The organism is Amycolatopsis sp. NPDC049691, assembly GCF_040675005.1.
GTDB lineage: Bacteria > Actinomycetota > Actinomycetes > Mycobacteriales > Pseudonocardiaceae > Amycolatopsis.
This window is the reverse complement of sequence record NZ_JBFANX010000015.1, coordinates 97,671-121,963: the sequence shown is the minus strand read 5'-3', so window position 1 is coordinate 121,963 and position 24,293 is coordinate 97,671. Positions and strand designations below refer to the sequence as shown.

Sequence of the window (24,293 nt, the reverse complement as noted above, 5' to 3'; positions counted from 1 at the left end):
ATTCCGGCGGGTCCCGTTCGACGCACCGGTGAAACCCGGAAATCGGAGGGACACATGACGCTGCTCAACGGCAAGAACGCGATCGTTTACGGCGGAGGCGGCCGGATCGGCTCGGCGGTGGCCACGGCCTTCGCCGCGGAAGGCGCGCGGGTGTTCCTCGCGGGCCGCACCCGCGCGCGGCTCGACGTGGTCGCCGCGCGGATCCGCGCCGCGGGCGGCTCGGCGGACGTGGCGGAGGTGGACGCCCTCGACGAGCGGGCGGTCGACGACCACGCCGACGCGGTGGCCGCCGACGGCGGCCTGGACATCTCGTTCAACCTCATCGCCCACGGCGACGTCCAGGGCACGCCGCTGATCGACATGTCGCTCGCCGACTATGAGCGCCCGGTGGTGACCGCGGTCCGGACCCAGTTCCTGACGGCCCGCGCGGCGGCCCGGCACATGGTGAAGCAGCGGTCGGGCGTGCTCCTGTTCTTCGGCGGCGCGGGCGAACCGGTGCGCGAGTTCTCGGTGGGCGGGCTGCAGGTGGCGTTCCACGCGCTCGAGGCGATGCGCCGCCAGCTGGCCGCGGAGCTGGGCCCGCACGGCGTGCGCGCGGTGACGCTCCGGACGGGCGGCATCCCGGAGACCCTGCCGGCGGAGTTCGCGGGCCGTGAAGCGATCGAGGCGAACATCGCGGGCAAGACGATGCTCGGCCGCGCGGCGACACTGGCGGACGTGGGCGCGGTGGCGGCGTTCGTGGCGTCGGACCGGGCCCGCACGATGACGGCCTCGACGGTCAACGTCAGCTGCGGCGCCCTGGTGGACTAGCTACTTGCGCGAGGAGATCTGCTGGATCGTCCAGGCGTTGCCGTCGGGGTCGGCGAAGTGGACGAAGCCGACGTTGTCGAGGTCGGCCTGGCCGTCCCACTCGCCCATGCCGTAGACCTCGATGCCGCTCACCTCGACGCCGCGCTCCACCAGCGTCGCGTGCGCCTTCGGGAGGTCCTTGACGACGAGCTGCAGCCCCTTGAGCGAACCCGGCGGCATCTCCGGCACGGCGCCGCGGCCGAACACGATCGAGCAGCCCGAGCCCGGCGGGGTCAGCTGGACGATCCGGACGTGCTCGCCGAACGTCCGGTCGTGGTCGAGCGTGAACCCGAGCCCGTCGGCGTAGAAGGCCTTCGCGCGGTCCACATCGGACACCGGCACGACGACCACTTCGAGCGTCCATTCCATGGGCGCCACGTTACCCGCGCCGCTCGACCACCAGCCGCTGGTGGCGGGCGGCGCGGACGCGGTCGCCGCACGTCGTCGAGCACCAGCGGCGGCGGGCGTGCTCGCGGAGGAAGAACCGCACACAGCCGTGGGCCTCGCACGGGCGCACCAGCGGGGCGAGGTCGCCGGTGACGACGTCGATCGCGTCGCGGGCCAGTGCCGCCAGGGCTTCCTCCAGGCTGCCCGGCCGGGTGCTGCGCCACTCGCGGCGCGGCCAGGCGAGCTGCGGTGCGGCGGCGTCGGCGCGGGCGGCCGCGTTCACCGTCTCGACGGCTTCGGCGGAAGGTACGCGGTCCTCCGTCAACGCCGCCAGCAGTTCGCGAACCGCCGCGCGGAGGTCCGTGACGCGGCGAAGCTCGTCCGCGCCGAGTGAGACGGGCAGACCCAGCCACGCAGCAGCGTCCGCCGGTCCGGCCAGGTCGTCGACCTCGCCGCCCGCGCTCAGCCGGCGCGTGTTGACCAGCGCCAGCGCGGGCGAGCGCTCCTCGCCGGGTGCCGCAGTGACCACGTTCGCCTCCCTGAGTCCGGCCTCCATGTTGACAGTGTACGTCGTCTCATGGATAAATGAGTCAATAAACATGAGACGTGAGGAGTGACCCATGGTCGCCGTGCACCACCGCTTCGCCACCGTCGCCGGGCACCGGCTGTTCTACCGGGAGGCCGGACCCGCCGGCGCGCCCACGATCGTGCTGCTCCACGGCTTCCCGACGAGCTCGCACATGTACCGGCACCTCATCCCGGCGCTGGCCGACCGCTACCACGTCGTCGCGCCGGACTACCTCGGCGCGGGCGCCTCCGACGCGCCCTCCGTGGACGAGTTCGCCTATACCTTCGACGCGCTCGCCGAACTCACCCTCGGCCTGCTCGACGAGATCGGCCTGGACCGCTTCGCGCTCTACATCCAGGACTTCGGCGCCCCGGTCGGCCTGCGCATCGCGGCGGGCAACCCGGAGCGGGTGAGCGCGATCGTCACGCAGAACGGCAACGCCTACGAGGACGGGCTGGGCGCCGGGCTGCCGCAGAAGCTGGCCGCCGGCACGCTGACCGAAGACGACCTGCGCGGCATGGTCACCCTCGAAGCCACCAAGGCGCAGTACCTCGACGGCGTGCCCGACCCGGCGCTGGTGAGCCCGGACGTCTGGATCCACGACCAGGCCCTGCTCGACCGGCCCGGCGGCGCGGAGATCCAGATGGCGCTGCTCGCGGACTACCACCACAACATCGGCCTGTACCCGAAGTTCCACGAGTACTTCCGGACCAGCGGGGTCCCGCTGCTGGCCGTCTGGGGCGGCAACGACGCGATCTTCGTCGCCGACGGCGCCCGCGCCTACGCCCGCGACCTGCCCGACGCCGAGATCCACCTGCTCGATTCGGGCCACTTCGCGCTGGAGACGCACCTGGACGCCATCGCCGGGTACATACGGGGTTTCCTCGGGCGGGTGCTGCCCGTTGAGCGGGATGCCGGTTGACCACCCGGTCACCGCGCTCGTAGGGTTTTTTCCGACCTCCGCCGTCGTCAGCACTCCTGGAGGACGGTATGGGCAGACGGATTCGGGTGGGGGCGATCGCGCTCGCGCTGGTCGCCGCGACGATCACCCCGGCGGGTGCCGCGGATTCCCTGTTGTCGCAGGGAAAACCGGTGACGGCGTCGTCGTCGGGCGGGTGCTGCCCGGCGGCGAACGCGGTCGACGGCGACTCCGCGACCCGCTGGGCCAGCGCGGCCGGCGTCGATCCACAGTGGATCTACGTCGACCTGGGCGCGGCGGCGCACGTCAGCCGCGTCCGGTTGCAGTGGGACGCTTCCTGCGCCACGGCCTACGAGATCGACACCTCGGCCGACCACGTCACGTGGACGAAGATCTACGCGACCACCACCGGCAAGGGCGGTGTCGAAGACCTGACCTCCCTCGACGGCACCGGCCGCTACGTCCGGGTGTACGGCACGAAACGCTGCCGCACCGACGCCTCGAAGGGCTACTCGCTGCAGGAGTTCGGCGTCTACGGGTCGACCGGGGACGTCACGCCGCCGACCCCGCCCGGCACGCCGGCCCTCGACGCGGTCACCGCGACCAGCGCGACCATCTCGTGGACCGCGGCGAGCGACGACGTCGGCGTCACGGGCTACGACGTCTACCGCGACGGCCAGCTCTGCGCGAGCACGACCGGAGCGCTCCAGGCCACCTGCGGGAACCTCAGCCCGAAGAGCACCTACGGCTTCTACGTCAACGCGCGTGACGCGGCCGGGAACGTCTCGCAGGCCAGTGGCACCCTGTCGGTGAAGACGCCGCCGTCGGACGACCACACGCCGCCGTCCGTGCCGGGCAACGTGCACACCACCTCGGTCGGCAGCACGTCGATCGGCCTCGCGTGGACGGCGTCGACCGACGACGTCGGGGTCACCGGCTACCGGATCTACGACTCCGGCACGCAGATCGGCACGTCCGACTCGACGAGCACCACCCTCGGCGGCCTGACCCCGGCCACGCCGTACCACCTGCAGGTGCGGGCCGTCGACGCGAACGGCAACCTCAGCGACCCGAGCACGCCGGTCCTGGACGTCACGACCACCGGCGGGTCGGGCTGCACGCCGTCGCAGGGCGTCTGCGGGGCGACGCAGGTCGCGACCGACGACGACGTCGTGTGGGGCCTGGTGACCCTGCCCGACGGGACGGTCCTCTACAACCAGCGCGACGCGCACGACATCGTCCACCTCAACCCGAAGACCGGGGCGAAGAAGACCATCGGGACCGTGCCGAACGTCCAGAGCACCGACGGCGAGGGCGGCCTGACCGGGCTGGAGATCAACCCGGTGTCGTTCGCGTCCGACCACTGGCTCTACATCATGCACACGTCGCCGAACGACAACCGGATCGTGCGGATCAAGTACGACCCGGCCGCCGACTCGCTGACCACGAGCACCGAGCAGGTCCTGCTGACCGGCATCGCGCGCAACAAGTTCCACAACGGCGGCCGGCTGCGCTTCAGTCCGGACGGCAAGTACCTGTTCGCCGGCACCGGCGACGCACAGAACGGCGACAACGCGTCGAACACCAGCAGCCCCAACGGAAAGGTGCTGCGGATCAACCCGGACGGCTCGATCCCGGCGGACAACCCGTTCCACAACGCGGTGTGGAGCTACGGGCACCGCAACGTCCAGGGCCTGGCGTTCGACTCGCAGGGCAGGCTGTGGGAGCAGGAGTTCGGCAACAGCATCATGGACGAGACGAACCTGATCGTGAAGGGCGGCAACTACGGCTGGCCCTCGTGCGAGGGGACGTCGGGTTCGTGCGGCACGGCGGGGTTCATCGCGCCGAAGAAGACCTACCCGGTGGCGCAGGGATCGTGCAGCGGGATCACGATCATCCACGACGCGCTGTACGTGGCGTGCCAGCGCGGCGCGCGGCTGTACCGGGCGGTGATCAGCGGCAGCTCGCTGACGAACTTCCAGACGTTCTTCAGCGGGACGTACGGCAGGCTCCGCACGGTGGAGCCGGCGCCGGCGGGCCGGATGTGGCTGGCGACCAGTGTGGACGGTGACAAGGACAGCACCCCGCACAACAGCCACAACAAGATCCTGCTGGTGACGGTCGGCTAGATCCGGACGGCACGGTGGTCGGCGGAGCGTGGCACACTTCGTCGACCACCGAGCCAGTCAGGGGAGCACGACGCATGACCGATCGTCCGGCGAGGCGAACGCAGGAGCAACGACGCGCCGAGACCGAGCGGCGCGTGCTGGACGCGGCCATGGCGCTCATCGCGCGCAGCGGGTCCCGTGCCGTCACGCTCGCCGAGGTCGGGGAAGCCGCCGGCTACAGCCGCGGCATCGTCTACCACCACTTCGGCAGCCGGGAACGCTTGCTCGAAGCCGTGCTCGACTCCGCGCAGCAGTTCGACGTCCCCGAGTACCAGGGCGACGGCCTGGACCACCTGGTGCGGATCGTCGAGGCGTACCTGCGCAACGTCGTGCGGCGGACCCCGTCGGCGCGGGCGTTCCTGCAGCTGTGGGGCGAGGCGATCGCGGCCGACCCCGTGCTGGCCCCGCTGTTCGCCCGCCGGGACGCCGGCTTCCGGCAGCTGCTGGCGGACGTGGTCCGCCAAGGCGTCGCCGACGGGTCCGTGCGGCCCGACGCGAACCCGGCCGCGGCCGCCGTGCTGGTCGTCGCCCTGGTCCGGGGGACCGGGCTGCAGCTCATCGCCCAGCCCCCGGTGCGCAACGTCCCCACCCTCATCCGGGAGGCGACGCGCTCGGTGCGCGCGGCCTTCGCCGTCACGCCGTAGCTTCGGGCCGTGGTCGCCCGCACCGGCCGCTGCTACACTTACTTGCGTACATGCACGCAAGTTAGGAGTGGAAGATGGCTGTTCCCCTGGTACTCGTGCACGGCAATCCGGAGAACGCGGGCGTGTGGGGACCCCTGATCGCCGCCCTCGGCCGGGACGACGCGGTGACGCTGTCCCCGCCCGGCTTCGGGGTGCCCGCGTCGGACGGCTTCTCCGCCACCGTCGAGGGCTACGGCGAGTGGCTCGCCGCGCGGCTGGAGCAGTTCAAGGAACCCGTCGACCTCGTCGGCCACGACTGGGGCGGCGCGCACGTCGCCCGGATCGCGATGAGCCGCCCGGACCTGATCCGCAGCTGGGCGTCGGACGCACTCGGCCTCTTCGCCCCGGACTACGTCTGGCACGCGCGGGCCCAGGTGTGGCAGCAGGAAGGGGCGGGCGAGGCCTCGGTCAAGGAGATCTTCGGCGGCACGTTCGAGCAGCGGCTGGCGGTCGTCAACGCGCTCGGGATGACCGGCCCTACCGCGGAACGCGTGGCCGCCGGGATGGACGACGGCATGGGGCGGGCGGTGCTCTCGCTCCTGCGGTCGGCCGCCCAGCCCGTGATGGCCGAGGCGGGCCGCGGCCTGGCGAAGGCGCGGCAGCGGCCCGGGCTGGCCCTGATCGCCCTCGCGGACGTCGACCAGGCCAGCGGAACGCCCGCGCAGCACCGGTTCGCGGCCGAGGCCGCCGGTGCCGAGATCGCCGAACTCGCCGGTACCGGGCACTGGTGGCCGGTGACGGACCCGCACCCGGTGGCGCGCGCACTGACCGCGTTCTGGTCCCGATTGGACGGTTAGCCGCCGAGGAGACGCGAGAGCGCATCCCGCGCCCTCGCGTCCTTCGCCGCCAGCGCCGTCAGCTCCTGGGCCAGCGCCGCCAGCCAGTCGTCGACCGCGGCCTCCTTGCGGCTGATCACCACGCCCCGCACCACCTGGTGGATCTCCGCCGCGACCCCGCCGTGCTCGCCGGCGCTCAGCACCAGCACCCGGTCCGGCGTCCGCACGCGCACCGCCGTCGCCCGCCCGTCCCGGCCGGCCACGCGGTCGGCGAACGTGCGGTGCCGGTCGACCTCGACCATGCCCGGCGGCAGCGCGCTGCCCAGCGTCTCCGACAGGACCCGGTGGTAGGACTCGACGTCCGCGCGGTCGGTGCGCAGGGCCGCCGCCACCAGGTGGAAGTCCAGCTCGCCGCCCATCAGTCGGTGAGGGGCAGCACGAGCTGCGGCTTGGCGATGTGGTGGTCGGCGCGCAGCGGCTTCACCGCCGTGCCGATGGCGAAGAACTCCGTCGTGTGGCCGCCCCAGCGGTGGGGCAGCGACAGCAGCTGCACCCCGACGATGCCTTCGGCCGCCAGTTGCTCCGCCTCGGCCTGCATGCGTGACATCGCGAGCTCGCGCGCGTCGTACAACGCTTCGGTGTACTGCGGGATCTCGACGTTCTGGCCGATGTTGCCCATCATCTGCCGGAACCGCTGGTGCGCGATGTGGTAGACGCACGTGCCCATCACCATGCCCAGCGGTGCGTAGCCGGCCTGCACCAGCGTCCAGAAGTCCTGACCGGACAGATCGCTGGTGAACGGCTTTCCGGTGTTGTTGCGCCATTCGCCGGGCTCGTCGGCCTTCACCGCGGTGCCGACGGCGATGAACTCGGCGAGGTCGCTGCCGAACTCCTTGAACTCGATCTCCAGCCGGACCGCGACGATGCCGTCGGCGCCCAGGACGTCCGCCTCCGCCTCCATCCGGGACATCGCGAGCTCGCGGGCGTGGTACATCGCCTGCGAAAGCCGGTCCAGCTCCTGGTTCTTGCTCCACCGTCCCATCTGGAACCCGACGTGGTAGATGCTCGAGCCGAGCACCAGCCCGAGCGGCCGGAAGCCGGCTTCGCGCACGAGGAGGAACTCGTTGACGCTCAGGTCCGAGGTGAACAGGCTGGTCTTCTGGCCCGGTCGCATCTCGGCGAGCCGGCGCATCGCATCCTCGGGGATGTGCTGCGCGGCGGGATCCGCGGTGGTCACGAAGCCTCCTCAGGAACGGTTCAACGGCAGGATCTTGAGCGCGCTGGTGGGCGCGGCGGGGCCTTCGTGGAAGCGGGCGATCGCGGTGCCGGTCACGGTCGCGGTGCCGGCGACCGCGATCTCCTGCACCGGCCACGTCCGGAGCGTCATGCCGGAGACGATGCCGCCGTCGGCGCCGCAGTCGCGGATCGCGCGGGCGAACTCCGCCCGCGCCGCGCCCCGGACCTCGGTGACAACCCTCGTCGCCGCGTCGACCTCGGTGTTCCCGGCCAGCGGGTTGACCTGGTACTGCATGTTGTAGTCGAACCGGGCGCGCCCGGCGACGCCGACCGCCATGCGCACCGGCACCCAGCCGGCCTGCATGAGCTTGCCGACGTCCTGGCCCGGCAGGTCGGTGGTGAACAGGCGGTGCGGGCGCTGTTCCGTTTCGGCGCGGACGGCCGTGCCGAGGGCGGTGAACTCGTGCATGACGTCGTCGAGCGCGGTGATGGTGACCTTGATGCCGAGGACGCCGTCGGCGCCGAGGGCGGCGGCTTCCCGCCCGAGCCGGTCGAGTGCGATCGCGTAGCCCTGGCACAGCAGGTCCGCCAGCAGCTTGACCTGGTCGTCGGCCCACACGGCCAGCCCGGCCCGGCCGGCCTGCTGCACGACGCAGCCCATGACTTCGCCGACGGGCGTGAAACCGGCGACTTCGGCACCGACCGCGCCGGGCACGCTGAGCAACGAGGTCTTCAGCCCGGACGCGCCATAGCGCTCGACACGAGCGCGCGCGACGGGCGGCAGGTCACGACCGTCCCACTCGGGCACCGGCTGGCCTCCTTCCGTCGCCGCTCTTCCCATCGTGGCACGGATCCGGGTCCGGGCGAGGCGAAGACGGGGTATGTCCGGAAGGTCGCGATCAGCCGAGCGGGAGGACGCCGCGCGCGGTCGTCGGGGCGGCCCCGTCGCCGAACCGGGCGATCGCCGTGCCGAACACGCTCGCCACCGCCGCCGCTCCCGTGTTCCCCAAGGCCCACGCGCGCACCGTCGTCGAAGTCACCAGCCCGCCGTCCGCGCCCGATCCCGCCACTACGTTCCCAAACTCCGCCCGGGCCGCCGCGCGGACCCGCGTCACCAGCTCCGTCGGCATCGGGGCCTCCACGCCCGGCCGGTCCGTCATCGCCAGGTCGTACGCCGTGCCGCCGTCGATGCCGATCGCCAGCGTCACCGGGACCCAGCCCGCCAGCAGCAGCTTCGCCACGTCGGGGCCGGGCAGCCCGGTCGTGAACGGCCGGCCCGGGCGCCTGCCGCGGACGGCCCGGACCGCCGTGCCCAGCACGACGAACTCGCGGACGGTCGCGCTCACCCGGGTCACCGTGCAGCCGATCGCCAGCACGCCGTCCGCGCCCAGCGCCGTCGCCTCCGCGCGCAGCCGGTCCAGCGCCGTCGCGTAGCCGTGGCGCAGACCCGCGACCAGGTCCTCGGACTGCGCGACCACGCAGCCCATCACCTCGCCGACCGGCCGCAGCCCGACCGCTTCGGCGCCCACCGCGCCCGGCACCGACAGCAGGGACGTCCGCAGCCCCGACGTCGTGTAGCGGCGCGCGCGGGGGTGCACTAGCGCCAGCTGTCGTCGCCGAAGCCGAGGGTCACCGGGCCGCGGCGGGACGTCTCGGCGATCGTCTCGGCCGGCAGGACGTCGTCGAGGAACGCGTAGTCCGGCAGGCGGGTGCGCGTGTGCCACTCGGCGATCTCGTGCCAGCCCGGCGCGGCCAGCGCGCCGCCGAAGTGCTGGACCGACAGGCTCGCCGTGAGGCCGGCGAACCGCAGCCGGTCGGCCAGGGGCCAGCCGGTCAGCGTCGCGGCGACGAACCCCGCGCCGAAGACGTCGCCCGCGCCGGTCGCGTCGAGGACGTTCACCGGCAGCGCCGGGATGTCCGCCGTCTCGCCGGTGGTGCCGTCGACGGCGAGGACGCCCGCCGCGCCGCGGGTGATCACCGCGACCGGGACGTGGTCGGCGAGCTTGGCCAGCGCCGCTTCGGGGCTGTCGGTGCGGGTGTAGCGCATCGCCTCGACGTCGTTGGGCAGGAACGCGTGGCAGCAGGCCAGCTGGTCGAGCAGCGTCGCCGACCACGTCTCCGACGGGTCCCAGCCGACGTCGGCGAAGACGAGGCTGCCGGCCTGGTGCGCGGTGTGCACCCACTCGGCGGTGTCGAGGCCGATGTGCGCGACGGTCGCGCGGCTCGGCGGCGGCGAGCCGGCCAGCTCGGCGACCGGGACGGGCGGCGGGTGGCCGTGGGTGATCATCGCGCGGTCGCCGGCGTAGGCCAGCGAGACGGTGACGGGGGAGTGCCACTCCGGGTACCGCCGCGACCGCGAGAGGTCGATGTGCTCCTGGCGGGACAGCACGTCCCAGCAGTAGCGCCCGTAGACGTCGGTGCCGAACGCGGCCGCCAGCGACGTCCGCAGGCCGAGGCGGCTCAGCGCCACCGCGAAGTTCGCGATGCCGCCCGGCCCGGAGCCCATGCCGCCCGTCCACACCTCGGTGCCCGGCGCCGGCGGGTGTTCGAGCCCGGTGAAGACCAGGTCGAAGAACAGCAGGCCGGACAGGAAGACATCGATGTCGGGTGCGGACTCGGCCGGCACGGGCGCCTCCCGGGATCGAGGATGCGCACGAGCGTGCTTCAGATGCGCGGAATGCGCAAGACCCGCGCAAACTCGATCGGCTCGTGCGCGGGTTTGACTGCTATCGTCCCCGCATGCTGCCCCAGCGTCGCCACGAGCTGATCCTGCGGGCCCTCCGCGCGGAGGGCCCGGCGCCGGTCGGCGTGCTGGCCGAGCGGCTCGGCGTCAGCCAGGCCACCGTGCGCCGCGACCTGGTGCGGCTCGGCCGCGAGGGGCGGCTGACCCGCGTCTACGGCGGGGCGATGGCGGCCGGGGACGAGCCGTTCGCGCGGGTGGCCGCCGAGCGCGCCGACGAGAAGGACGCCGTCGCCCGGCGCGCGGCGGACCTGGTCGCCGACGGCGACACCGTGCTGCTCGACATCGGCACCACCGCGCACCGGCTGGCGCGCCACCTGCGCGACCGCGCGCTGACGGTGATCACCAGCAGCCTCGCCGTCTACGAAGAGCTGAAGGACGCCGACGACGTCCAGCTCGTCCTCCTCGGCGGTGTCGTCCGGCGCAGTTATCACTCGATGGTGGGATTCCTGACCGAGGACGCGCTGCGCCAGGTGCGCGCCGGCACGGTCTTCCTCGGCACCAGCGGCGTCCGCGCCGACGGGCACGTGATGGACTCGACGGTCGTCGAAGTGCCGGTCAAGCGCGCGATGGTCGCCGCGGCCGACCGCGTGGTGCTGCTCGCCGACGCCGGCAAGTTCCCCGGCACCGGGCTGGCGATGGTCTGCGGGCCGGACGCGCTCGACGTCGTCGTCACGACACCCGGGGCCGACGAGCCGACGTGCGCGGCCCTGCGCGAGGCCGGCGTCGAGGTGCTGCGATGAGGCTCGCGATCCTCGGCGGCGGCGGGTTCCGCGTGCCGCTGGTGCACGGCGCGCTGCTGGCGAACGGCGGGGTCACCGAACTGGTGCTGCACGACGTCGACGCCGGGCGGCTTGCGGCGATCGAGCGGGTCCTGGCCGAGCAGGCTGACGGGGTGGCGAACGCCCCGCGGGTGCGTACCACCACCGATCTCGCGACCGCACTGTCCGATGTGGACTTCGTGTTCTCCGCCATCCGCGTCGGCGGCTTGCGCGGGCGCCGGCTGGACGAGCGGATCGCGCACGCGGAAGGCGTGCTGGGGCAGGAAACCGTGGGCGCGGGCGGGATCGCGTACGGGCTGCGGACGGTCCCCGTCGCTGTCGGCCTCGCACGGACGATCGCCGAGCTGGCGCCGCGCGCGTGGGTCATCAACTTCACCAACCCCGCCGGGCTGGTCACCGAAGCGATGGCCGCGCACCTCGGGGGCCGCGTGCTGGGCATCTGCGACTCGCCGGTGGGGCTGTGCCGCCGGGTCGCGCGGGCACTCGGCATCGACCCGGCGACGGCGGGGTTCGACTACGCCGGCCTCAACCACCTGGGCTGGCTGCGCGCGGTCCACGTCGGCGGGGCGGACGTCCTGCCGGAGCTGCTCGCCGACACCGGTGCGCTCGAGTCCTTCGAGGAGGGCAAGCTCTTCGGCGCGGACTGGCTGCGCGCGCTCGGCGCGGTGCCCAACGAATACCTGCATTACTACTACTTCGCGCGCGAGGCAGGCGGATCGGCGTCGCGCGGCGCCCAATTGCTGGAGCAGCAACGCGGTTTCTACGCCGAGCCTTCGCTGGCTTCCTGGGAACGCACGCGGTTGGAGCGCGAAGCGACGTACATGGCCGAGACGCGCGAGGGAGAGCGTGACGATCTCGAGGGCGGCGGCTACGAGCACGTCGCGCTGGCCTTGATGCGGGCCATCGCGCACGGCGAGCGCACGACGCTGATCCTCAACGTCCGCAACGAATCCGCGCTCCCGGGCGTGCCGGCGGACGCGGTCGTCGAGGTACCGTGCGTGGTCGACGCGAACGGTGCGCGGCCAATCGCCACCGGACCGCTCGCCGACCACGAACTGGGACTGGTGACGGCGGTCAAGGCCGTCGAGCGGGCGACGATCGAAGCGGCGACGACCGGCTCAAGCGCGGCGGCGCTGCGGGCGTTCGCCCTGCACCCGCTGGTCGACTCGGTCTCCGTGGCGCGGCGGCTGCTCGGCTCCTACGTCGCCGCGCACCCCGAACTCGCTTATCTGGCTTAGGAAATCTCTCTGAGCAAGGGGGCCAGCCGCTGAGCCAATTCGGTGTCGGCGTGCTCGATCTCGCCGATGAACAGTTCGGTGACGGCGTGGAACGCCCGCGGGGCATCGCGCAGCTCGCCGATGAGGGTCGCCTCGAAGGGTTTCGCGACGTCGGCGGGCAGCCGGTCGAGGCCGCGCCCCTCGACCGCGGGCACACCGTGCCGCAGGCAGGCGAGCGCCAGCGCGTACTCGCGGACCCGGCCGATCATGTACTCGGCCTGCCAGCCGCGGCCGCGTTCGATGCTCGACCGCGCGTGCAGGGCGTGCAGCCACGCCAGGTCGATCAGCCGCCGCGCGTCCGGCGGCGGGGTCGCCGGGCGGTCCTGGGCGGTGCCGAACAGCAGGCGGAACTTCGGCGTGGTCGCGCCGAAGTCCGCCGCCGGCCAGAACGCGAGGTCGACCTGCAGGGTGTTGGCCAGCAGGAAGACCCGGAACACGGTCCGCTCGAAGACGACGTCCAGGTGGTGCACCGCGGCGTGCTCGCGGTACATCCGCGTGGTGAAGTCCGCGAGCACCGGCTCGGGGTCGCCGTCGACGGCGAAGGCGAGGTCGATGTCCGACCACGCGTCTTCGGCGCCGAGCGCGGCCGAGCCGGTGAGCGCGGCGCCGGCGACGCGCGCGTCCGACCGGGCCGCGTCGACCAGGGCGTCGCGGAGCAGGGTCCGTTCCTCCGGGGTGAACACGATCTCCAGGCTAGACCGCGGCCATCGCGGTGAACTCCGCTTCGGCTTCCGTGCGGTCCGTGTAGAGCGACCACGCCCGGTCGGCGATGTCGTCCGGATCGAGGGTGCCGGCCGCGAAACCGGGGTTCTGCTCGGTGAGCTCGCGGTGGATGTCGCCGCGTTCGATGAGACCGCCGATCGTCAACGCGCCCGCGTAGACGCCCGTTTCGCGCAGCGCCGCGTGCAGCGTCAGGACGTACATGCGCAACGCCGCCGACGCCGGCGCGAGGCTGCCGAGCATCGGCATCGGGTACTTGCCGCTCAGGCCGCCGGCGAAGAGCAGCGCGCCCGAGCCGCGGTCGAGCATGCGGGGCAGGACCGCCTCGACGAGCCTGGCCGCCGGGACCACGATCGACTCGAACGGCGCGCGCACGACGTCGGCCCCCGCTTCGGTCAGCGGGACGGGACGGGGCCCGGAGAGGTCCGCGGGGCCGAAGTACACCGTGTCGATCTCTCCGGCGTCGGCTTCGATGCGCGTTAGAACAGCTTCCAGTTCGGTGGGGTCGGTCACGTCCGCGGTGTAGGTGTGCGCGGTGCCGCCCAGGGCTTCGCGGTAGCTCGCGTGCCGGGTGTCGGTACGCGAGACGAGCGCTGTCGTGAAGCCTTCGCGGCCGAAGCGGCGGGCGATCGACAGGCCGAGCCCCGGGCCGGCCCCCAGGACGGCGATCACTTGGGACAAGAGGTCCTCCTCGGATAACTTGAGAATGTTCTCAACTTAGCCATAACTTGAGGACGCCGTCAACTTGCTGCGGCGAATGTCGTCATGGGTTCGGACCAGTGGCCTACCCGGCTGCTCCAAGCGTGTAGAACCTGTTCCAGTTTCCGGAGTGGACCGACACGATGTGCGCCATGGATGCCGAGCTGACCCGCCGCCAGATCCTGCGCGGCACCGCGGCGGGCGTGGGCCTCGCCATGACGCCCGGGCTCGCGACCGCCGCGCACGCCGCGACCGCGGGGGAGTACGACGTCGTCGTGGTCGGCGCCGGCGCCGCCGGGATGACCGCGGCGCTGACGGCGGCCAAGCGCGGGCTCAGCGTCGTCGTGCTGGAGAAGGCGCCGACGTTCGGCGGATCCGCGGCGCGCTCCGGCGCGGGCATCTGGATCCCGAACAACCCGGTGCTGCTCGCCGCCGGCGTGCCGGACACGCCGGCCAAGGCCGCGCAGTACCTCGCCGCCGTCGTCGGGCCGGACGTCCCGGCCGAGCGGCAGGAGGCGTTCCTGCGCAACGGTCCCGCGATGATCGCGTTCGTCATGGCCAACAGCCCGCTGCGGTTCCGCTGGATGGAGGGCTACAGCGACTACTACCCGGAACTGCCGGGCGGGCTGCCGAACGGCCGCTCGATCGAGCCGGACCAGTTCGACGGCAACCTCCTCGGCGCCGAACTGGCGAACCTGAACCCGCCGTACCTCGCCACGCCGGCGGGGATGGTGGTGTTCAGCGCGGACTACAAGTGGCTGAACCTGGCCGCGGTCAACGCCAAGGGTGCGGCGGTCGCCGCCGCGTGCCTGGCCCGGGGCACGGCCGCCGCGCTGGCCGGGCAGAAGCCGCTCACCATGGGGCAGTCGCTCGCCGCCGGCCTGCGAGCCGGCCTGCTCCAGGCGAACGTGCCGGTGCTGCTGAACACGCCGTTGCTCGACCTGAACGTCGAAAACGGGGCGGTGACCGGGGTGCTCACGCCGAACGGGCTGGTGCGCGCGCGGCGCGGCGTGATCGTCGGGTCCGGCGGGTTCGAGCACAACGCCGCGATGCGCGCGCAGTACCAGCGGCAGCCGATCGGCACCGCGTGGACGGTCGGCGCGAAGGAGAACACCGGCGACGGCCACCGCGCGGGACAGCGAGCCGGTGCGGCACTGGACCTGATGGACGACGCGTGGTGGGGTCCGGCCATCCCGATCCCGGGCGACCCGTACTTCTGCCTGGCGGAGCGGACGCTGCCCGGCGGGCTGATCGTCAACCAGGCGGGCAAGCGGTTCGTCAACGAGGCGGCGCCCTACAGCGACGTCGTGCACGTCATGTACGACAAGAACCCGGCGGAGCCGGACATCCCGGCGTGGCTGGTCGTCGACCAGAACTACCGCAACAAGTACCTGTTCCGCGACACCCTGCCACTGCTGCCGCTACCGGACGCGTGGTACTCGGCCGGTGCGGTGTACAAGGCGTCGAGCATCCAGGCGCTGGGCTCGGCGATCGGCGTGCCGCCGGCCGCGCTGAAGTCCACAGTGGACCGGTTCAACGGCTTCGCGTGGTCCGGTGTGGACGGTGACTTCCGTCGCGGCGTGAGCGCGTACGACCACTACTACACCGATCCGCTGGTGCTGCCGAACTCGTGCCTGGCGCCGCTGTGGGCACCGCCGTTCTACGCGTTCAAGATCGTGCCCGGCGACCTCGGCACGAAGGGCGGCATGCGCACCGACGCCCGCGCCCGCGTGCTCCGGCCCGACGGCACGGTGATCCCGGGCCTGTACGCGGCGGGCAACGCGAGCGCGGCGGTGATGGGCCACAGCTACGCGGGCGCCGGCTCGACCATCGGCCCGGCGATGACGTTCGGGTTCGTCGCCGGCAACGACGTCTAGGGCGCGACGAACGCGGTCAACGCGGCCACGACCGCGTCGGGCTGCTCGTCGGGGATGAAGTGCCCGGCGTCCGGGATGACGACACCGGTCGCGTTGTCCGCCCAGGGGCTCAGGGAAGCGGCCATGTCGGGGATCGAGCCGTGGGAACCGGAGATTCCCAGTACCGGGACGGTCAAGTGCCGCCGCCGGAGGGCCTCGCGGTTCTTGCGTGCGGATTCCGCGGCGTCGCGGTAGTAGGCGAGTGACGCTCGCAGGCCCCCTTCGGCCGCGATCGCGGCGGCGTAGTGGTCGATCTCGGCGCTGCCGAACGTGCTGGGCGACAGCGCTTTGGCCGTCAGGAACCAGCCGACGTAGTCGCGTTCGCGACCGGCGAGCAGTGTTTCGGGCAGCTCGGGCACCAGGTGGAACGCGAAGTGCCAGGTCTTCCACGCCCGGTCGGGGTCGGTGGGGATGGCGTCCGGGAGGGTGACGCCGGGGATGCCGGCGTCGAGCAGGGCGACACGTGCAGGCGCTCTTCGTGCGCCAGGGCCAGCGAGAAGGCGACCCAGGCCCCGATGTCGTGCGCGACGAGCCAGTACTTCGGCACGTCGAGCGCGGTCACCGCGGCTTGAATTCGCGAGGCGACGGTGTGCGTGTCGTAGCTGTCGTGCGGGCGGTCGGAGTGGCCTTGTCCCGGCAGGTCGATCGCGATCACGCGGAACCGCGCGGCGAGGCCCGGCATCGCTTTGCGCCAAGCCCACCAGGTCTGCGGGAAGCCGGCGAGCAGGACGACGGCGGGGCCGCCCGGCCGGCCGCCTTCCACGGCGTGGAGCCGGATGCCTTCCGCGTCGACCCAGCGGTGGGTGAAGCCCGCGAGGCCGGGCAACGGCAGTCCGGAGATCGTGGCGGTGTCGGTCATGTCGCCACCCTAACCATCCTGAACTGCTTGGTTCAAGATACGATGGCCAGGTCACACCGGCTCGATTCGGAAGCGGAGCGCGATGGCGGGGAAGAAGCAGTTCGATGTGGACACCGCACTCGAGGCGGCGATGACCCGGTTCTGGCGAGCCGGGTACGCCGACACCTCTCTCGACGACCTCTCCGCGGCGACCGGGCTGAACCGCAGTTCCATCTACTCCTCGCTCGGGGACAAGGAGTCGCTCTACCTGCGCTGCCTGGACCGCTACGCCACGCGCTACGGGGAAAAGTACGACCAGGCCCTTTCGCGTGCGTCCGAGGAGCCGTCGCGGGCGATCCGGGAGTTCTTCGACGTCACCCTGGCGCGCATCGCCGACCCCGGCGTGCCGGACGGCTGCCTGATCGCCCAGACCGCGATGGCGGTACCGGTGCTGAGCCCGGCCATCGCCGCGCGCGCGATCGAAGCGCTCGGCTTTCAGCGCACGCGGCTGCGGACCGCCTTGACCGCCGCGCAGGTGGCCGACGCCGACGGCCTGGCCGTGCACTTCGCGGCCGTCAACCAGTCGCTGGCCGTGATGAGCAGGGCCGGGGCGAGCCGCAAACAGCTCCGCGCGATAGTCGACGTCAGCCTGCGTGCGCTTTCGCGGGCGTTGGACGCCTAGAACTCCTTTTCCACCAGGGGAAGCACCTCGGTGCCGAGCAATTCGATGGCGCGCATGACGTGCTCGTGGGGCACCCCGGACCAGTCCATCTGCAGGGCGTACCGGTCGGCGCCGGTGAGCTTCCCGACGGTGATCAGCCGCTCGGCGATCTCCTGCGGGCTGCCGACGAACAGCGCTTGGGCGTTGTGGGTGTAGGAGTCGTATTCGGCGCGCGTCGGGACCGCCCAGCCGCGGGCTTTCGCACCGTACTTCATCGTCTCGAGCCAGTACGGGTAGAAGGTTTCCTTGGCGTCCTGGGACTTCTCGGCGACGAAGCCGATGGCGCCCATGGTGACGTGCAGGTCCTTCTGGTCGCCCGCTTCCCCGGCTTGCCGGTAGAGGTCGACGAGCGGGGCGAAGCGTTCGGGCCGGCCGCCGATCACGGCGTACACGACGGGCAGGCCGAGCAGGCCGGCCCGGATCGACGACTCGGGGTTGCCGCCGGTGCCGATCGAGATGCGCAGGTGGTCGCCGTACGGGCGGGGCAGGATGCGCGCGTTGTCCAGCGGCGGCCGGAACTTGCCGGACCACGTGAGCGGGTCCTCGCGGTCGATGTGCAGGAGCAGGGCGAGCTTTTCCTCGAACAGCTCGTCGTAGTCGCCGAGGTCGTTGCCGAAGAGGGGGAATGACTCGGTGAACGACCCGCGGCCGGCGAGCAGCTCGGCGCGGCCGTGGCTGAGCTGGTCGAGGGTGGTGAACTGCTGGTAGACGCGGACGGGGTCCTCGGTGCTCAGGACGGTCACGGCGGAGCTGAGGGTGATCTGGTTCGTGATGCTCGCCGCGGCGGCCAGGACGGTGCCCGGGTTGGAGATCGCGTACTGGTCGAGGTGGTGCTCGCCGAGGCCGTAGAAGCCCAGGCCCAGCTCGTCGGCGAGCTTGATCCGCTCGAGGGTGTTGGTCAGCGTCTGCGCGACGGACAGCTGCTCGCCGGTGCGGGGGTCCGGCGCGCGGTCGCCGAAGCTGTAGATGCCGAGTTTCATAGAGCGTTCAACTATCTAGGGGGCGGATTCGTTCCCGAAGCGGGCCTGGATGGCCTCGAGGTTCTTCTCCGACAGCTGCAGCGCGGCGGCGCGGAGGCTGAGCCCGTCGAGGGTGGCGCGTTCGAACATGGCCGTCACGAGGTCGCGCATCCGGGCGCGGACCTTGGCGAAGGCCTCGTCGGCGTCCGCGCCCACGTCGCCGAAGAGCGTCCACCACCACCAGGAGTTGGTCGCCGAATTGGCCACGAAGTCCGGCAGCACCCGGATCCCGCGGGCGCCGAGCAGCTCCTCGGCGTCCGCCGTCACGGGCATGTTCGCCGCCTCGACGATCAGGTTCGCGCCGATCTTGGCCTGGTTGTCGCTGTCGACGCAGTAGGAGATCGCCGCCGGGACGAGGACCTCGGCCGGCACGTCGAGCCACGCTTCCGGCGGCCGGAGCTCGTCGCCCGGGCGGAGGTGGTCGCGGTCGATGCCGCCGAACCGGTCGCGGTGGCGCAGGAGGTTCTCGACGTCGAGACCGTCCGGGTTCACCACCACGCCGCGCACGTCCGAGACACCGACGACCCGCAGCCCGGCCTCGGCGAGGAACCGCGCGGTCGCGCCGCCCATCGAGCCGAACCCCTGGACCACCGCGCGGGTCGGTCCGTCCAGGCCGAGCATCTCCAGGCCGGTGAGCGTGGCCTGGGCGACGCCGAGGCCGCCGACCAGCTCGTCGAGCCCGAGGCCGCCGACCTCGATGCGGAAGGCGTCCGCCAGCCGGGCCGTCGCCTCTTCTCGGTCTTCGAGCAGCGGGTAGACGGCCTGGACCGAGCTGAGCAGGCCGATTTCGGCGATGACGCCGTCGATGACGTCCTGGCGCAGGCCGAGGTCCTCGCCCATGGTCCAGTAGCGCTCGATGAGCGGCCGCATGGCGTGCAGGTAGCGGGCGACGACGTCGCGGGCGCGTTCGTCGTACGGGTCGAAGTCGATGCCGCCCTTGGCGCCGCCGAGCGGGACGTAGCGGCCGTCCGGGTCGTAGTTGAGGCCTTCCTTGAGCGTCATGCCCCTGGCCAGGCCGCGCACTTCGAACAGCGTGCAGCCGCGGCGCATCCGCAGGCCGCCGCTGGCGACGCCGCGGACCAGCCGGTCGATCACCAGGTAGCCGCGGCACCCGGTGACCGGGTCGGTCCACGCCACTTCGAGCAGGGCGGGCTCGGTCATCGGACCTCCGCGGTCAGCGCGAGTTCGTGGGCGAGTGCCTGGTCGACCCAGTGCGCGCAGTCGGCGGCGGTGACGGTGCCTTCGCGGGCGACGAACTGCACGGCGAGCCCGTCGAGCAGGGCGGTCAGCCGCCACGCGGCCCCGTGCGGGTCCGGGCACCGGAACTCGCCGGCGGCGACGCCTTCGGTGATGAGCGAGCAGACGGCGTCGCGCCACCGCAGGTCGAGCCGCTGGACGACGTCCCGCAGTTCGGCGTCCCGCATCGCGGCGGCGCCGGCCTCGATCCACAGGTGCCAGCCGGCGGCGGGCGAGGTCGGCCCGTAGAGGAAGAGGACGGCGCGCAGCCGGTCGACTGCGGGGCCGGAGCGGGCGAGTTCGTCGCGCAGGACGGCGAGGTTGCGCTCGGCGGCGTGCCGGAAGGCCTCGATGATGAGGGCTTCGAGGGTGCCGAAGTGGTAGAAGACGAGCGCGGTGCTGACGCCGAGGGCCTTGGCGACGTCGGCGGCCCGCACGCCGGCGATGCCCCGCACCCGCACCTGGTCGAGCGCGGCGAGCAGGATCTCTTCCCGCCGGACGGCGACCTCCTTGCGCTTCATGGGGTCACGGTACCCGGCGGGGTCAGCACCGCAGTTCGGTGACGAGCGCCCGCAGCCACGGCCCGGCGATCGCGGGTTCGGCGGAGATCGTCCGCACGAGCCGGTCCCGGGTTTCGGCGGACCGCCCGGCATCGACGAGCGCGAAGGCTTCGGCCAGCGCGCGCCGGGTCGCCTTGCCGTGGTCGGGCGTCCGGACGGTCTCGTCGGTCCACCGCTGCCGAGGGAAGGAGGGGGTCAGCTTCGGCTGGTCGTTCCCGAGGTAGAACCAGACGTCCTGAGCGAGCGAGACGTTCCGCACGGCGGCGGCGGGCAGCTCCCGCGTCCAGGCGGCGTCTTCCTGCCAGCGCCAGGCATCGGGCCGGACGGGCTGCCGCAGGGTGACGCCGAGGAACCGCAGCTTGCGCCGGATGACGTGCCAGGCTTCGCGTTCGTCGTCGATCCAGTCGCGCAGCCGGAGGTAGAGCTCGGTGAAGGTATCGCCTTCGTAGACGAGATCGACGAAGACGGTGGGCCGGGTCCCGCGCGCGAGTGCGTAGGGGGTGATGCCGTTTTCGGCGAGGTTTTCCCTGAGGTGCTTGACATCCTGGCGGCTGTAGGCCGGCCGAGGCTTGAGCGAGACGGGAAGCTGGTGGACGCGATCGTGCCAGGAGGTGCGTTCGAGGGCGCCACCGAGGAGGTCGTGCATGCTGTCGAGCGAGCGGCCGACGAAGTGGAGTTCGCCGTCACCGCAGCGGGCGAGGACTTTCGCGGTGGCTTCGGTGAGGTCTTCGAGAAACCAGAGGTGCGGGGTTTTGGCGCGGTCGAGGAGCGTCCCGACCTGGTCGGGACGCACCAGGTCCCACCGGAACGGTCGGTTCGTCATGGGGTCAGGGTAGGGAGGGGATTTGGTTGGGGGCAACGGGTTTTGGGGTCGGTATTCGGTTGCGGAGGGGTGGTCCTTTGTGGTTGGCGGGTGGGCTTGGGGCGGTGCGATCGGCGGGCTGAGCGAAGGAAGGCGCATGTCGACGGTTGGCGTTCGTGGCTGGCGGTTCGGCTCGTTGGCGGGGAAGGTGCTGCGGCGGGATGGTTCGACTGATGGCGCGGAGTGAGTGGGGCGGTTCGCTGGTTGGGGAGGGATGTTGTGGCGGGATGGCTTGGTCGGCTCGCGGTGGGTGGCCGCGGCGGGCAGTTCGGCTTGCTGGCCGGGGCAGGATGCCGCGGCGGGATGGCTTGACCGAAGGCGTGGAGCGGTTGGAGCGGATAAGTCGGGGGAGTGCTGTGGCGGGATGTCTTGGCCGGCCAGCCTGGGGTGGAGTGGCCGCGGCTGGCAGTTCGGCTCACTGGCCGAGGAGGGTGCCGCGGGATGGCTTGACCGATGGCGTGGAGCGGGTGAATCGGTTCGCTGGTCTGTGAGAATGCTGCGGCGGTATGACATGGCGGGCCGGTGGCGGATGGCTGCGGCCGGTGGGTCGGTTCGCTAGTCGGGTGAGGAATGCTGCGGCGGGATCGCTTGGCGGGCCGATTGTGGGTGGCCGCGGCCGGTAGGTCGGCTCGCTAGCCGGGCAAGGATGCCGCAGCGGAACGGCTTGGCCCGCCGGCGTCGCGGCGGCTCGCTCGGCCCGCCGGCCGAAGGAGACCGTTGCTGGGGATCGGCCGCCGCTCGTGAGGATTGCCCGCTGTGGCGCCGACAACACCTACCGGGGTGGAGGGATTGCGAGAAACCGGGGACGCGCCCCCAGCGGTCCCCGGCCTGGCCGATGAGCCCTCACACCGTCCACTGAGGATCGCGGCCCAAGTAGCGCAGCAGCTGCGAAGCCGCGTCGTCCTCGGGTGATCCCTCCAGCGCCGGCGCGTATGCGAAACCCCGCAACGGCTCCGCCAGCTCCTTCGCCACCGGCAGCAGCGACTCCGCCAGAAACGGCGTCAGCGGGGACTCCTGTCCGGTCGCCACCGCGATGTCCCAGGCGTGGACCGCCGCGTCCAGGGCCGCCGCTCCCACCGCCACCGGGGCCGGGAGCGCGCCCTGCGGCAGGGGCGTTGGTACCTCCCTTGCCGATCGGGAAACCGTTGCGAACGCTGCCGACGAGGCCGCCAGCGTCGGCTCCAGGAAGCCCAGTGCGTTCTCCAGCGAACCCGACGGGGCGAACGGGTTGAAGTCCGGGCCCGGCTGTCCCGTGATGAACGCCGCGTAGCCCTGCTGGTCGCCGCCCGCGTGGTGGATCACCTGGTTCACCGTCCACTCCGCGCACGGGGTCGGGACGTTGCCGTCCGTCACTCCCGCCACCGCCGTGCGCAGGGCCTCGTGCGCCGCCGTCAGCAGCGGCCAGCGGTCCAGGCTCCCGAAGAACCCGCGGATGTCCGCCACCAGGACCTCCGGGGCCTCGTGCGCCGCGTAGTGGCCGGCCGCGTCGCGGGGGCCGCCGCTCGCCGAGCGTGCGTCGTACGCGTTCCAGCTGACGATGTTCGCGTGGTCCCGCTCGGCGAAACGGCGGATCGACTGGAAGTCGCCCGCGAACATCGCCAGGGCCGTCGGGACCGTCGTCGGGCCCTCCGGGTGGGCCGTCGTGTGGGCGTCCTCGAAGTAGAAGCGGATCGACGAGCCGCCCGTGCCCGTCAGCCAGTACAGCGCCACGTTCGCGATCACGAAGTCCGCGTCGAGGTGCTCGCCGAACAGCTGCGCGTTCCACGCCAGCAACGCCAGCGGCGAGTCGGCCAGCGCGAACGCCAGGGTGTGCGGCTGCTGGCTGTGCAGCGTGTTGAAGGAGAACATGTTCTCGTAGAACCACTGCAGGTGCGCCAGCGCCGCCTGGTCGGCCTCGCTCAGGTCCGCCATTTCCGCGGGGTCGCCCGAGGGGAACGAGAACAGCTGCGTGACGTGCACGCCGACGACCTTCTCCGGCGCCAGCCGGCCGATCTCCGGCGAGATCATCGAGCCCGCGTCGTTGCCCGCCGCGCCGTACGACTCGTAGCCCAGGCGGCTCATCAGCTCCGCCCACGCCGCCGCCGTGCGGTACGTGCCCCAGCCCGCCGCCTTGGTCGGGCCCGAGAAGCCGAAGCCCGGCAGCGACGGGATCACCAGGTGGAACGCCGGCGCGTCGGCCGACTCCGGCTCGGTCAGCGGGCCGATCACGTCGAGGTACTCGACGATCGAGCCCGGCCAGCCGTGCGTCAGCACCAGCGGCGTCGCGTCCGGCCGCGACGACCGGACGTGCAGGAAGTGGATCGTCTCGCCGTCGATCTCCGTCACGAACTGCGGGTACGCGTTGAGCCGCTCCTCGAACGCCCGCCAGTCGAACTTCTCCAGCCAGTGCTCAGCCAGCGCGCGGACCCGCTCGTTCGTGACGCCGTACTCGGCGGGCAGGTCGTCCGGCCACAGCGCCCGCTGGAGACGGCCCCGCAGGTCGTCCAGGGCGGACTGGGGGATCTCGGCGCGGAACGGGCGAACGGTCATGGCTGGCTCCTCGGGTCGAAACTCTGGAACGGAATGCTTCGTTCCGAACTGTAGCAGACCGGAATGATCCGTTCCAGTGCTAATCTCCAGGGCATGCCCGAGACAGCCCTGCCCGGCCGCCGCGGCCAGGCCGCCCGCAACAACCTCGTCATCCTCGACGCCGCGCGCCACGTCTTCCTCGCGGACCCGAAGGCGCCGATCTCGCAGGTGGCCGAGCGCGCCGGCGTCGGCATCAGCGCCCTCTACCGCCGCTACCCGAGCAAGGAGCAGCTGCTCAGCCGGCTCTGCCACGAGGGCTTGCGCACCTACATCGCCGAGGCCGAGGCCGCCGACGAAGAACCGGACGCCTGGAAGGCCCTCACCGGCTTCCTCGAGCGGGTCGTGGCGGCCGACGTCCACTCGCTGACCGTCCACCTCGCCGGCACGTTCACCCCGACCGAGGAGATGGGGGCCGACGCGCGGCGCGCCAACGAGCTGTCGGCCGGCCTCTTCGCGCGGGCGCGGGGTACCGGGCGGCTCCGGGAAGACGCCGTCACCGAAGACATCGGCATGATCCTGGAGTGCTGCGCGGCGATCCGCGTCGACGACCCGGAGCGCACCGCCCAGCTGCGCCGCCGGTACCTGGCGATGCTGATCGAGGGGCTGGAATCGGGAAAAGACCGCGCGCTGCCCGGTCCGCCGCCGCGCCCGGGTGAGATGAACGGCCGCTGGCGTCCGTCCTGACGGCCGTGCCGCGACGCGTCCGGATGGCGGTAACGAATGCCCGTTTCGCGACGACTGATCAGCGTCGGATGTCCACGAATACCAC

General features: G+C 72.2%; 26 protein-coding genes. 10 read left to right on the top strand and 16 right to left on the bottom strand.

Annotated features, from left to right (window positions below):
• Positions 1-54: 54 nt before the first annotated feature.
• Positions 55-810, top strand: a complete 756-nt coding sequence (locus AB0J40_RS30460) for an SDR family oxidoreductase (RefSeq protein WP_364459531.1) — start codon at positions 55-57, stop codon at positions 808-810.
• Here the strand turns inward: AB0J40_RS30460 and AB0J40_RS30455 are convergent, their stop codons facing one another.
• Both AB0J40_RS30455 and AB0J40_RS30450 read right to left on the bottom strand, forming a co-directional pair.
• The gene (locus AB0J40_RS30455; protein WP_364459528.1) at positions 811-1,218 is read right to left on the bottom strand and encodes a VOC family protein; all 408 of its coding nucleotides are present in this window, start codon (positions 1,216-1,218) and stop codon (positions 811-813) included.
• 10 nt (positions 1,219-1,228) lie between these two features.
• Positions 1,229-1,792 carry a CGNR zinc finger domain-containing protein gene (locus tag AB0J40_RS30450; protein ID WP_364459526.1) on the bottom strand — a complete coding sequence of 188 codons (564 nt, stop codon included), beginning with the start codon at positions 1,790-1,792 and terminating at the stop codon, positions 1,229-1,231.
• 64 nt (positions 1,793-1,856) lie between these two features.
• Here AB0J40_RS30450 and AB0J40_RS30445 point away from each other — a divergent pair, with 64 nt between their 5' ends.
• From AB0J40_RS30445 to AB0J40_RS30430, 4 genes are all read left to right on the top strand, one after another.
• On the top strand, positions 1,857-2,726 hold the full coding sequence (locus AB0J40_RS30445; RefSeq protein WP_364459523.1) for an alpha/beta hydrolase: 870 nt from the start codon (positions 1,857-1,859) through the stop codon (positions 2,724-2,726).
• A gap of 68 nt (positions 2,727-2,794) precedes the next feature.
• Positions 2,795-4,852, top strand: a complete 2,058-nt coding sequence (locus AB0J40_RS30440; RefSeq protein ID WP_364459521.1) for a PQQ-dependent sugar dehydrogenase — start codon at positions 2,795-2,797, stop codon at positions 4,850-4,852.
• Between the two features lie 74 nt (positions 4,853-4,926).
• Positions 4,927-5,535: a TetR/AcrR family transcriptional regulator gene (locus AB0J40_RS30435; protein ID WP_364459518.1), complete on the top strand. Its 609-nt coding sequence runs from the start codon at positions 4,927-4,929 to the stop codon at positions 5,533-5,535.
• 74 nt (positions 5,536-5,609) lie between these two features.
• Positions 5,610-6,371: an alpha/beta hydrolase gene (locus AB0J40_RS30430; protein WP_364459515.1), complete on the top strand. Its 762-nt coding sequence runs from the start codon at positions 5,610-5,612 to the stop codon at positions 6,369-6,371.
• On the opposite strand, the gene AB0J40_RS30425 is transcribed toward AB0J40_RS30430, so the two are convergent.
• From AB0J40_RS30425 to AB0J40_RS30405, 5 genes are all read right to left on the bottom strand, one after another.
• Positions 6,368-6,769: a hypothetical protein gene (locus AB0J40_RS30425; RefSeq protein WP_364459512.1), complete on the bottom strand. Its 402-nt coding sequence runs from the start codon at positions 6,767-6,769 to the stop codon at positions 6,368-6,370. The genes AB0J40_RS30430 and AB0J40_RS30425 overlap by 4 nt on opposite strands.
• Positions 6,769-7,587, bottom strand: a complete 819-nt coding sequence (locus AB0J40_RS30420; RefSeq protein ID WP_364459509.1) for a heavy metal-binding domain-containing protein — start codon at positions 7,585-7,587, stop codon at positions 6,769-6,771. The genes AB0J40_RS30425 and AB0J40_RS30420 overlap by 1 nt, the downstream gene beginning before the upstream one ends.
• Positions 7,588-7,596: 9 nt before the next feature.
• A complete protein-coding gene (locus AB0J40_RS30415) occupies positions 7,597-8,394 on the bottom strand; it encodes a heavy metal-binding domain-containing protein (RefSeq protein ID WP_364459506.1) in 798 nt (265 codons plus the stop codon).
• Positions 8,395-8,485: 91 nt separating this feature from the next.
• Entirely contained in the window at positions 8,486-9,184 is a 699-nt protein-coding gene (locus tag AB0J40_RS30410; RefSeq protein ID WP_364459503.1) for a heavy metal-binding domain-containing protein, read from the bottom strand.
• Positions 9,184-10,212: a carbohydrate kinase family protein gene (locus AB0J40_RS30405; protein WP_364459500.1), complete on the bottom strand. Its 1,029-nt coding sequence runs from the start codon at positions 10,210-10,212 to the stop codon at positions 9,184-9,186. Before AB0J40_RS30405 ends, AB0J40_RS30410 begins: the two co-directional genes overlap by 1 nt.
• A 113-nt stretch (positions 10,213-10,325) precedes the next feature.
• On the opposite strand from AB0J40_RS30405, the gene AB0J40_RS30400 reads away from it, so the two are divergent.
• Both AB0J40_RS30400 and AB0J40_RS30395 read left to right on the top strand, forming a co-directional pair.
• Entirely contained in the window at positions 10,326-11,069 is a 744-nt protein-coding gene (locus tag AB0J40_RS30400) for a DeoR/GlpR family DNA-binding transcription regulator (RefSeq protein ID WP_364459497.1), read from the top strand.
• The gene (locus tag AB0J40_RS30395; RefSeq protein WP_364459495.1) at positions 11,066-12,346 is read left to right on the top strand and encodes a 6-phospho-beta-glucosidase; all 1,281 of its coding nucleotides are present in this window, start codon (positions 11,066-11,068) and stop codon (positions 12,344-12,346) included. The genes AB0J40_RS30400 and AB0J40_RS30395 overlap by 4 nt, the downstream gene beginning before the upstream one ends.
• On the opposite strand, the gene AB0J40_RS30390 is transcribed toward AB0J40_RS30395, so the two are convergent.
• Positions 12,343-13,068, bottom strand: a complete 726-nt coding sequence (locus AB0J40_RS30390; protein ID WP_364459492.1) for a nucleotidyltransferase domain-containing protein — start codon at positions 13,066-13,068, stop codon at positions 12,343-12,345. The two genes, AB0J40_RS30395 and AB0J40_RS30390, sit on opposite strands and share 4 nt — an antisense overlap.
• A 10-nt stretch (positions 13,069-13,078) precedes the next feature.
• Positions 13,079-13,777, bottom strand: a complete 699-nt coding sequence (locus AB0J40_RS30385; protein ID WP_364459856.1) for an SDR family NAD(P)-dependent oxidoreductase — start codon at positions 13,775-13,777, stop codon at positions 13,079-13,081.
• Between the two features lie 179 nt (positions 13,778-13,956).
• Here AB0J40_RS30385 and kstD point away from each other — a divergent pair, with 179 nt between their 5' ends.
• Positions 13,957-15,681: a 3-oxosteroid 1-dehydrogenase gene (kstD, locus tag AB0J40_RS30380; RefSeq protein ID WP_364459489.1), complete on the top strand. Its 1,725-nt coding sequence runs from the start codon at positions 13,957-13,959 to the stop codon at positions 15,679-15,681.
• Here kstD and AB0J40_RS30375 read toward each other — a convergent pair.
• Together AB0J40_RS30375 and AB0J40_RS30370 are read right to left on the bottom strand one after the other, a co-directional pair.
• On the bottom strand, positions 15,678-16,079 hold the full coding sequence (locus AB0J40_RS30375) for an alpha/beta hydrolase (protein WP_364459486.1): 402 nt from the start codon (positions 16,077-16,079) through the stop codon (positions 15,678-15,680). The genes kstD and AB0J40_RS30375 overlap by 4 nt on opposite strands.
• Positions 16,016-16,579 (bottom strand): alpha/beta fold hydrolase, encoded by a 564-nt coding sequence (locus AB0J40_RS30370; protein ID WP_364459483.1) that lies wholly within the window; start codon positions 16,577-16,579, stop codon positions 16,016-16,018. The genes AB0J40_RS30375 and AB0J40_RS30370 overlap by 64 nt, the downstream gene beginning before the upstream one ends.
• Positions 16,580-16,661: 82 nt before the next feature.
• Here AB0J40_RS30370 and AB0J40_RS30365 point away from each other — a divergent pair, with 82 nt between their 5' ends.
• Complete coding sequence (locus tag AB0J40_RS30365) at positions 16,662-17,240, top strand: TetR/AcrR family transcriptional regulator (protein ID WP_364459481.1); 579 nt, start codon at positions 16,662-16,664, stop codon at positions 17,238-17,240.
• Here AB0J40_RS30365 and AB0J40_RS30360 read toward each other — a convergent pair.
• The 5 genes from AB0J40_RS30360 to AB0J40_RS30340 all read right to left on the bottom strand — a co-directional run bounded on the left by AB0J40_RS30360 (position 17,237) and on the right by AB0J40_RS30340 (position 23,485).
• On the bottom strand, positions 17,237-18,259 hold the full coding sequence (locus tag AB0J40_RS30360; protein WP_364459478.1) for an LLM class flavin-dependent oxidoreductase: 1,023 nt from the start codon (positions 18,257-18,259) through the stop codon (positions 17,237-17,239). The genes AB0J40_RS30365 and AB0J40_RS30360 overlap by 4 nt on opposite strands.
• A 15-nt stretch (positions 18,260-18,274) precedes the next feature.
• Complete coding sequence (locus AB0J40_RS30355) at positions 18,275-19,459, bottom strand: Glu/Leu/Phe/Val dehydrogenase dimerization domain-containing protein (protein WP_364459475.1); 1,185 nt, start codon at positions 19,457-19,459, stop codon at positions 18,275-18,277.
• Positions 19,456-20,055, bottom strand: coding sequence for a TetR/AcrR family transcriptional regulator (locus AB0J40_RS30350; RefSeq protein WP_364459472.1), 600 nt, complete (start codon positions 20,053-20,055; stop codon positions 19,456-19,458). Before AB0J40_RS30350 ends, AB0J40_RS30355 begins: the two co-directional genes overlap by 4 nt.
• Positions 20,056-20,077: 22 nt before the next feature.
• Positions 20,078-20,917, bottom strand: a complete 840-nt coding sequence (locus AB0J40_RS30345) for a hypothetical protein (protein WP_364459466.1) — start codon at positions 20,915-20,917, stop codon at positions 20,078-20,080.
• Between the two features lie 882 nt (positions 20,918-21,799).
• Positions 21,800-23,485 carry a TIGR03086 family metal-binding protein gene (locus AB0J40_RS30340; RefSeq protein WP_364459463.1) on the bottom strand — a complete coding sequence of 562 codons (1,686 nt, stop codon included), beginning with the start codon at positions 23,483-23,485 and terminating at the stop codon, positions 21,800-21,802.
• 93 nt (positions 23,486-23,578) lie between these two features.
• On the opposite strand from AB0J40_RS30340, the gene AB0J40_RS30335 reads away from it, so the two are divergent.
• Positions 23,579-24,208, top strand: a complete 630-nt coding sequence (locus AB0J40_RS30335) for a helix-turn-helix domain-containing protein (protein ID WP_364459460.1) — start codon at positions 23,579-23,581, stop codon at positions 24,206-24,208.
• The last annotated feature ends 85 nt before the right edge of the window (positions 24,209-24,293 follow it).

What these genes read in the sequence shown, in the direction of transcription:
- AB0J40_RS30460 (WP_364459531.1), top strand. Translation starts at nt 55, where the DNA reads ATGACGCTGCTCAACGGCAAGAACGCGATCGTTTACGGCGGAGGCGGC.
- AB0J40_RS30455 (WP_364459528.1), bottom strand. Translation starts at nt 1,218, where the DNA reads ATGGAATGGACGCTCGAAGTGGTCGTCGTGCCGGTGTCCGATGTGGAC.
- AB0J40_RS30450 (WP_364459526.1), bottom strand. Translation starts at nt 1,792, where the DNA reads ATGGAGGCCGGACTCAGGGAGGCGAACGTGGTCACTGCGGCACCCGGC.
- AB0J40_RS30445 (WP_364459523.1), top strand. Translation starts at nt 1,857, where the DNA reads ATGGTCGCCGTGCACCACCGCTTCGCCACCGTCGCCGGGCACCGGCTG.
- AB0J40_RS30440 (WP_364459521.1), top strand. Translation starts at nt 2,795, where the DNA reads ATGGGCAGACGGATTCGGGTGGGGGCGATCGCGCTCGCGCTGGTCGCC.
- AB0J40_RS30435 (WP_364459518.1), top strand. Translation starts at nt 4,927, where the DNA reads ATGACCGATCGTCCGGCGAGGCGAACGCAGGAGCAACGACGCGCCGAG.
- AB0J40_RS30430 (WP_364459515.1), top strand. Translation starts at nt 5,610, where the DNA reads ATGGCTGTTCCCCTGGTACTCGTGCACGGCAATCCGGAGAACGCGGGC.
- AB0J40_RS30425 (WP_364459512.1), bottom strand. Translation starts at nt 6,769, where the DNA reads ATGGGCGGCGAGCTGGACTTCCACCTGGTGGCGGCGGCCCTGCGCACC.
- AB0J40_RS30400 (WP_364459497.1), top strand. Translation starts at nt 10,326, where the DNA reads ATGCTGCCCCAGCGTCGCCACGAGCTGATCCTGCGGGCCCTCCGCGCG.
- AB0J40_RS30395 (WP_364459495.1), top strand. Translation starts at nt 11,066, where the DNA reads ATGAGGCTCGCGATCCTCGGCGGCGGCGGGTTCCGCGTGCCGCTGGTG.
- kstD (WP_364459489.1), top strand. Translation starts at nt 13,957, where the DNA reads ATGGATGCCGAGCTGACCCGCCGCCAGATCCTGCGCGGCACCGCGGCG.
- AB0J40_RS30370 (WP_364459483.1), bottom strand. Translation starts at nt 16,579, where the DNA reads ATGACCGACACCGCCACGATCTCCGGACTGCCGTTGCCCGGCCTCGCG.
- AB0J40_RS30365 (WP_364459481.1), top strand. Translation starts at nt 16,662, where the DNA reads ATGGCGGGGAAGAAGCAGTTCGATGTGGACACCGCACTCGAGGCGGCG.
- AB0J40_RS30360 (WP_364459478.1), bottom strand. Translation starts at nt 18,259, where the DNA reads ATGAAACTCGGCATCTACAGCTTCGGCGACCGCGCGCCGGACCCCCGC.
- AB0J40_RS30355 (WP_364459475.1), bottom strand. Translation starts at nt 19,459, where the DNA reads ATGACCGAGCCCGCCCTGCTCGAAGTGGCGTGGACCGACCCGGTCACC.
- AB0J40_RS30350 (WP_364459472.1), bottom strand. Translation starts at nt 20,055, where the DNA reads ATGAAGCGCAAGGAGGTCGCCGTCCGGCGGGAAGAGATCCTGCTCGCC.
- AB0J40_RS30345 (WP_364459466.1), bottom strand. Translation starts at nt 20,917, where the DNA reads ATGACGAACCGACCGTTCCGGTGGGACCTGGTGCGTCCCGACCAGGTC.
- AB0J40_RS30340 (WP_364459463.1), bottom strand. Translation starts at nt 23,485, where the DNA reads ATGACCGTTCGCCCGTTCCGCGCCGAGATCCCCCAGTCCGCCCTGGAC.
- AB0J40_RS30335 (WP_364459460.1), top strand. Translation starts at nt 23,579, where the DNA reads ATGCCCGAGACAGCCCTGCCCGGCCGCCGCGGCCAGGCCGCCCGCAAC.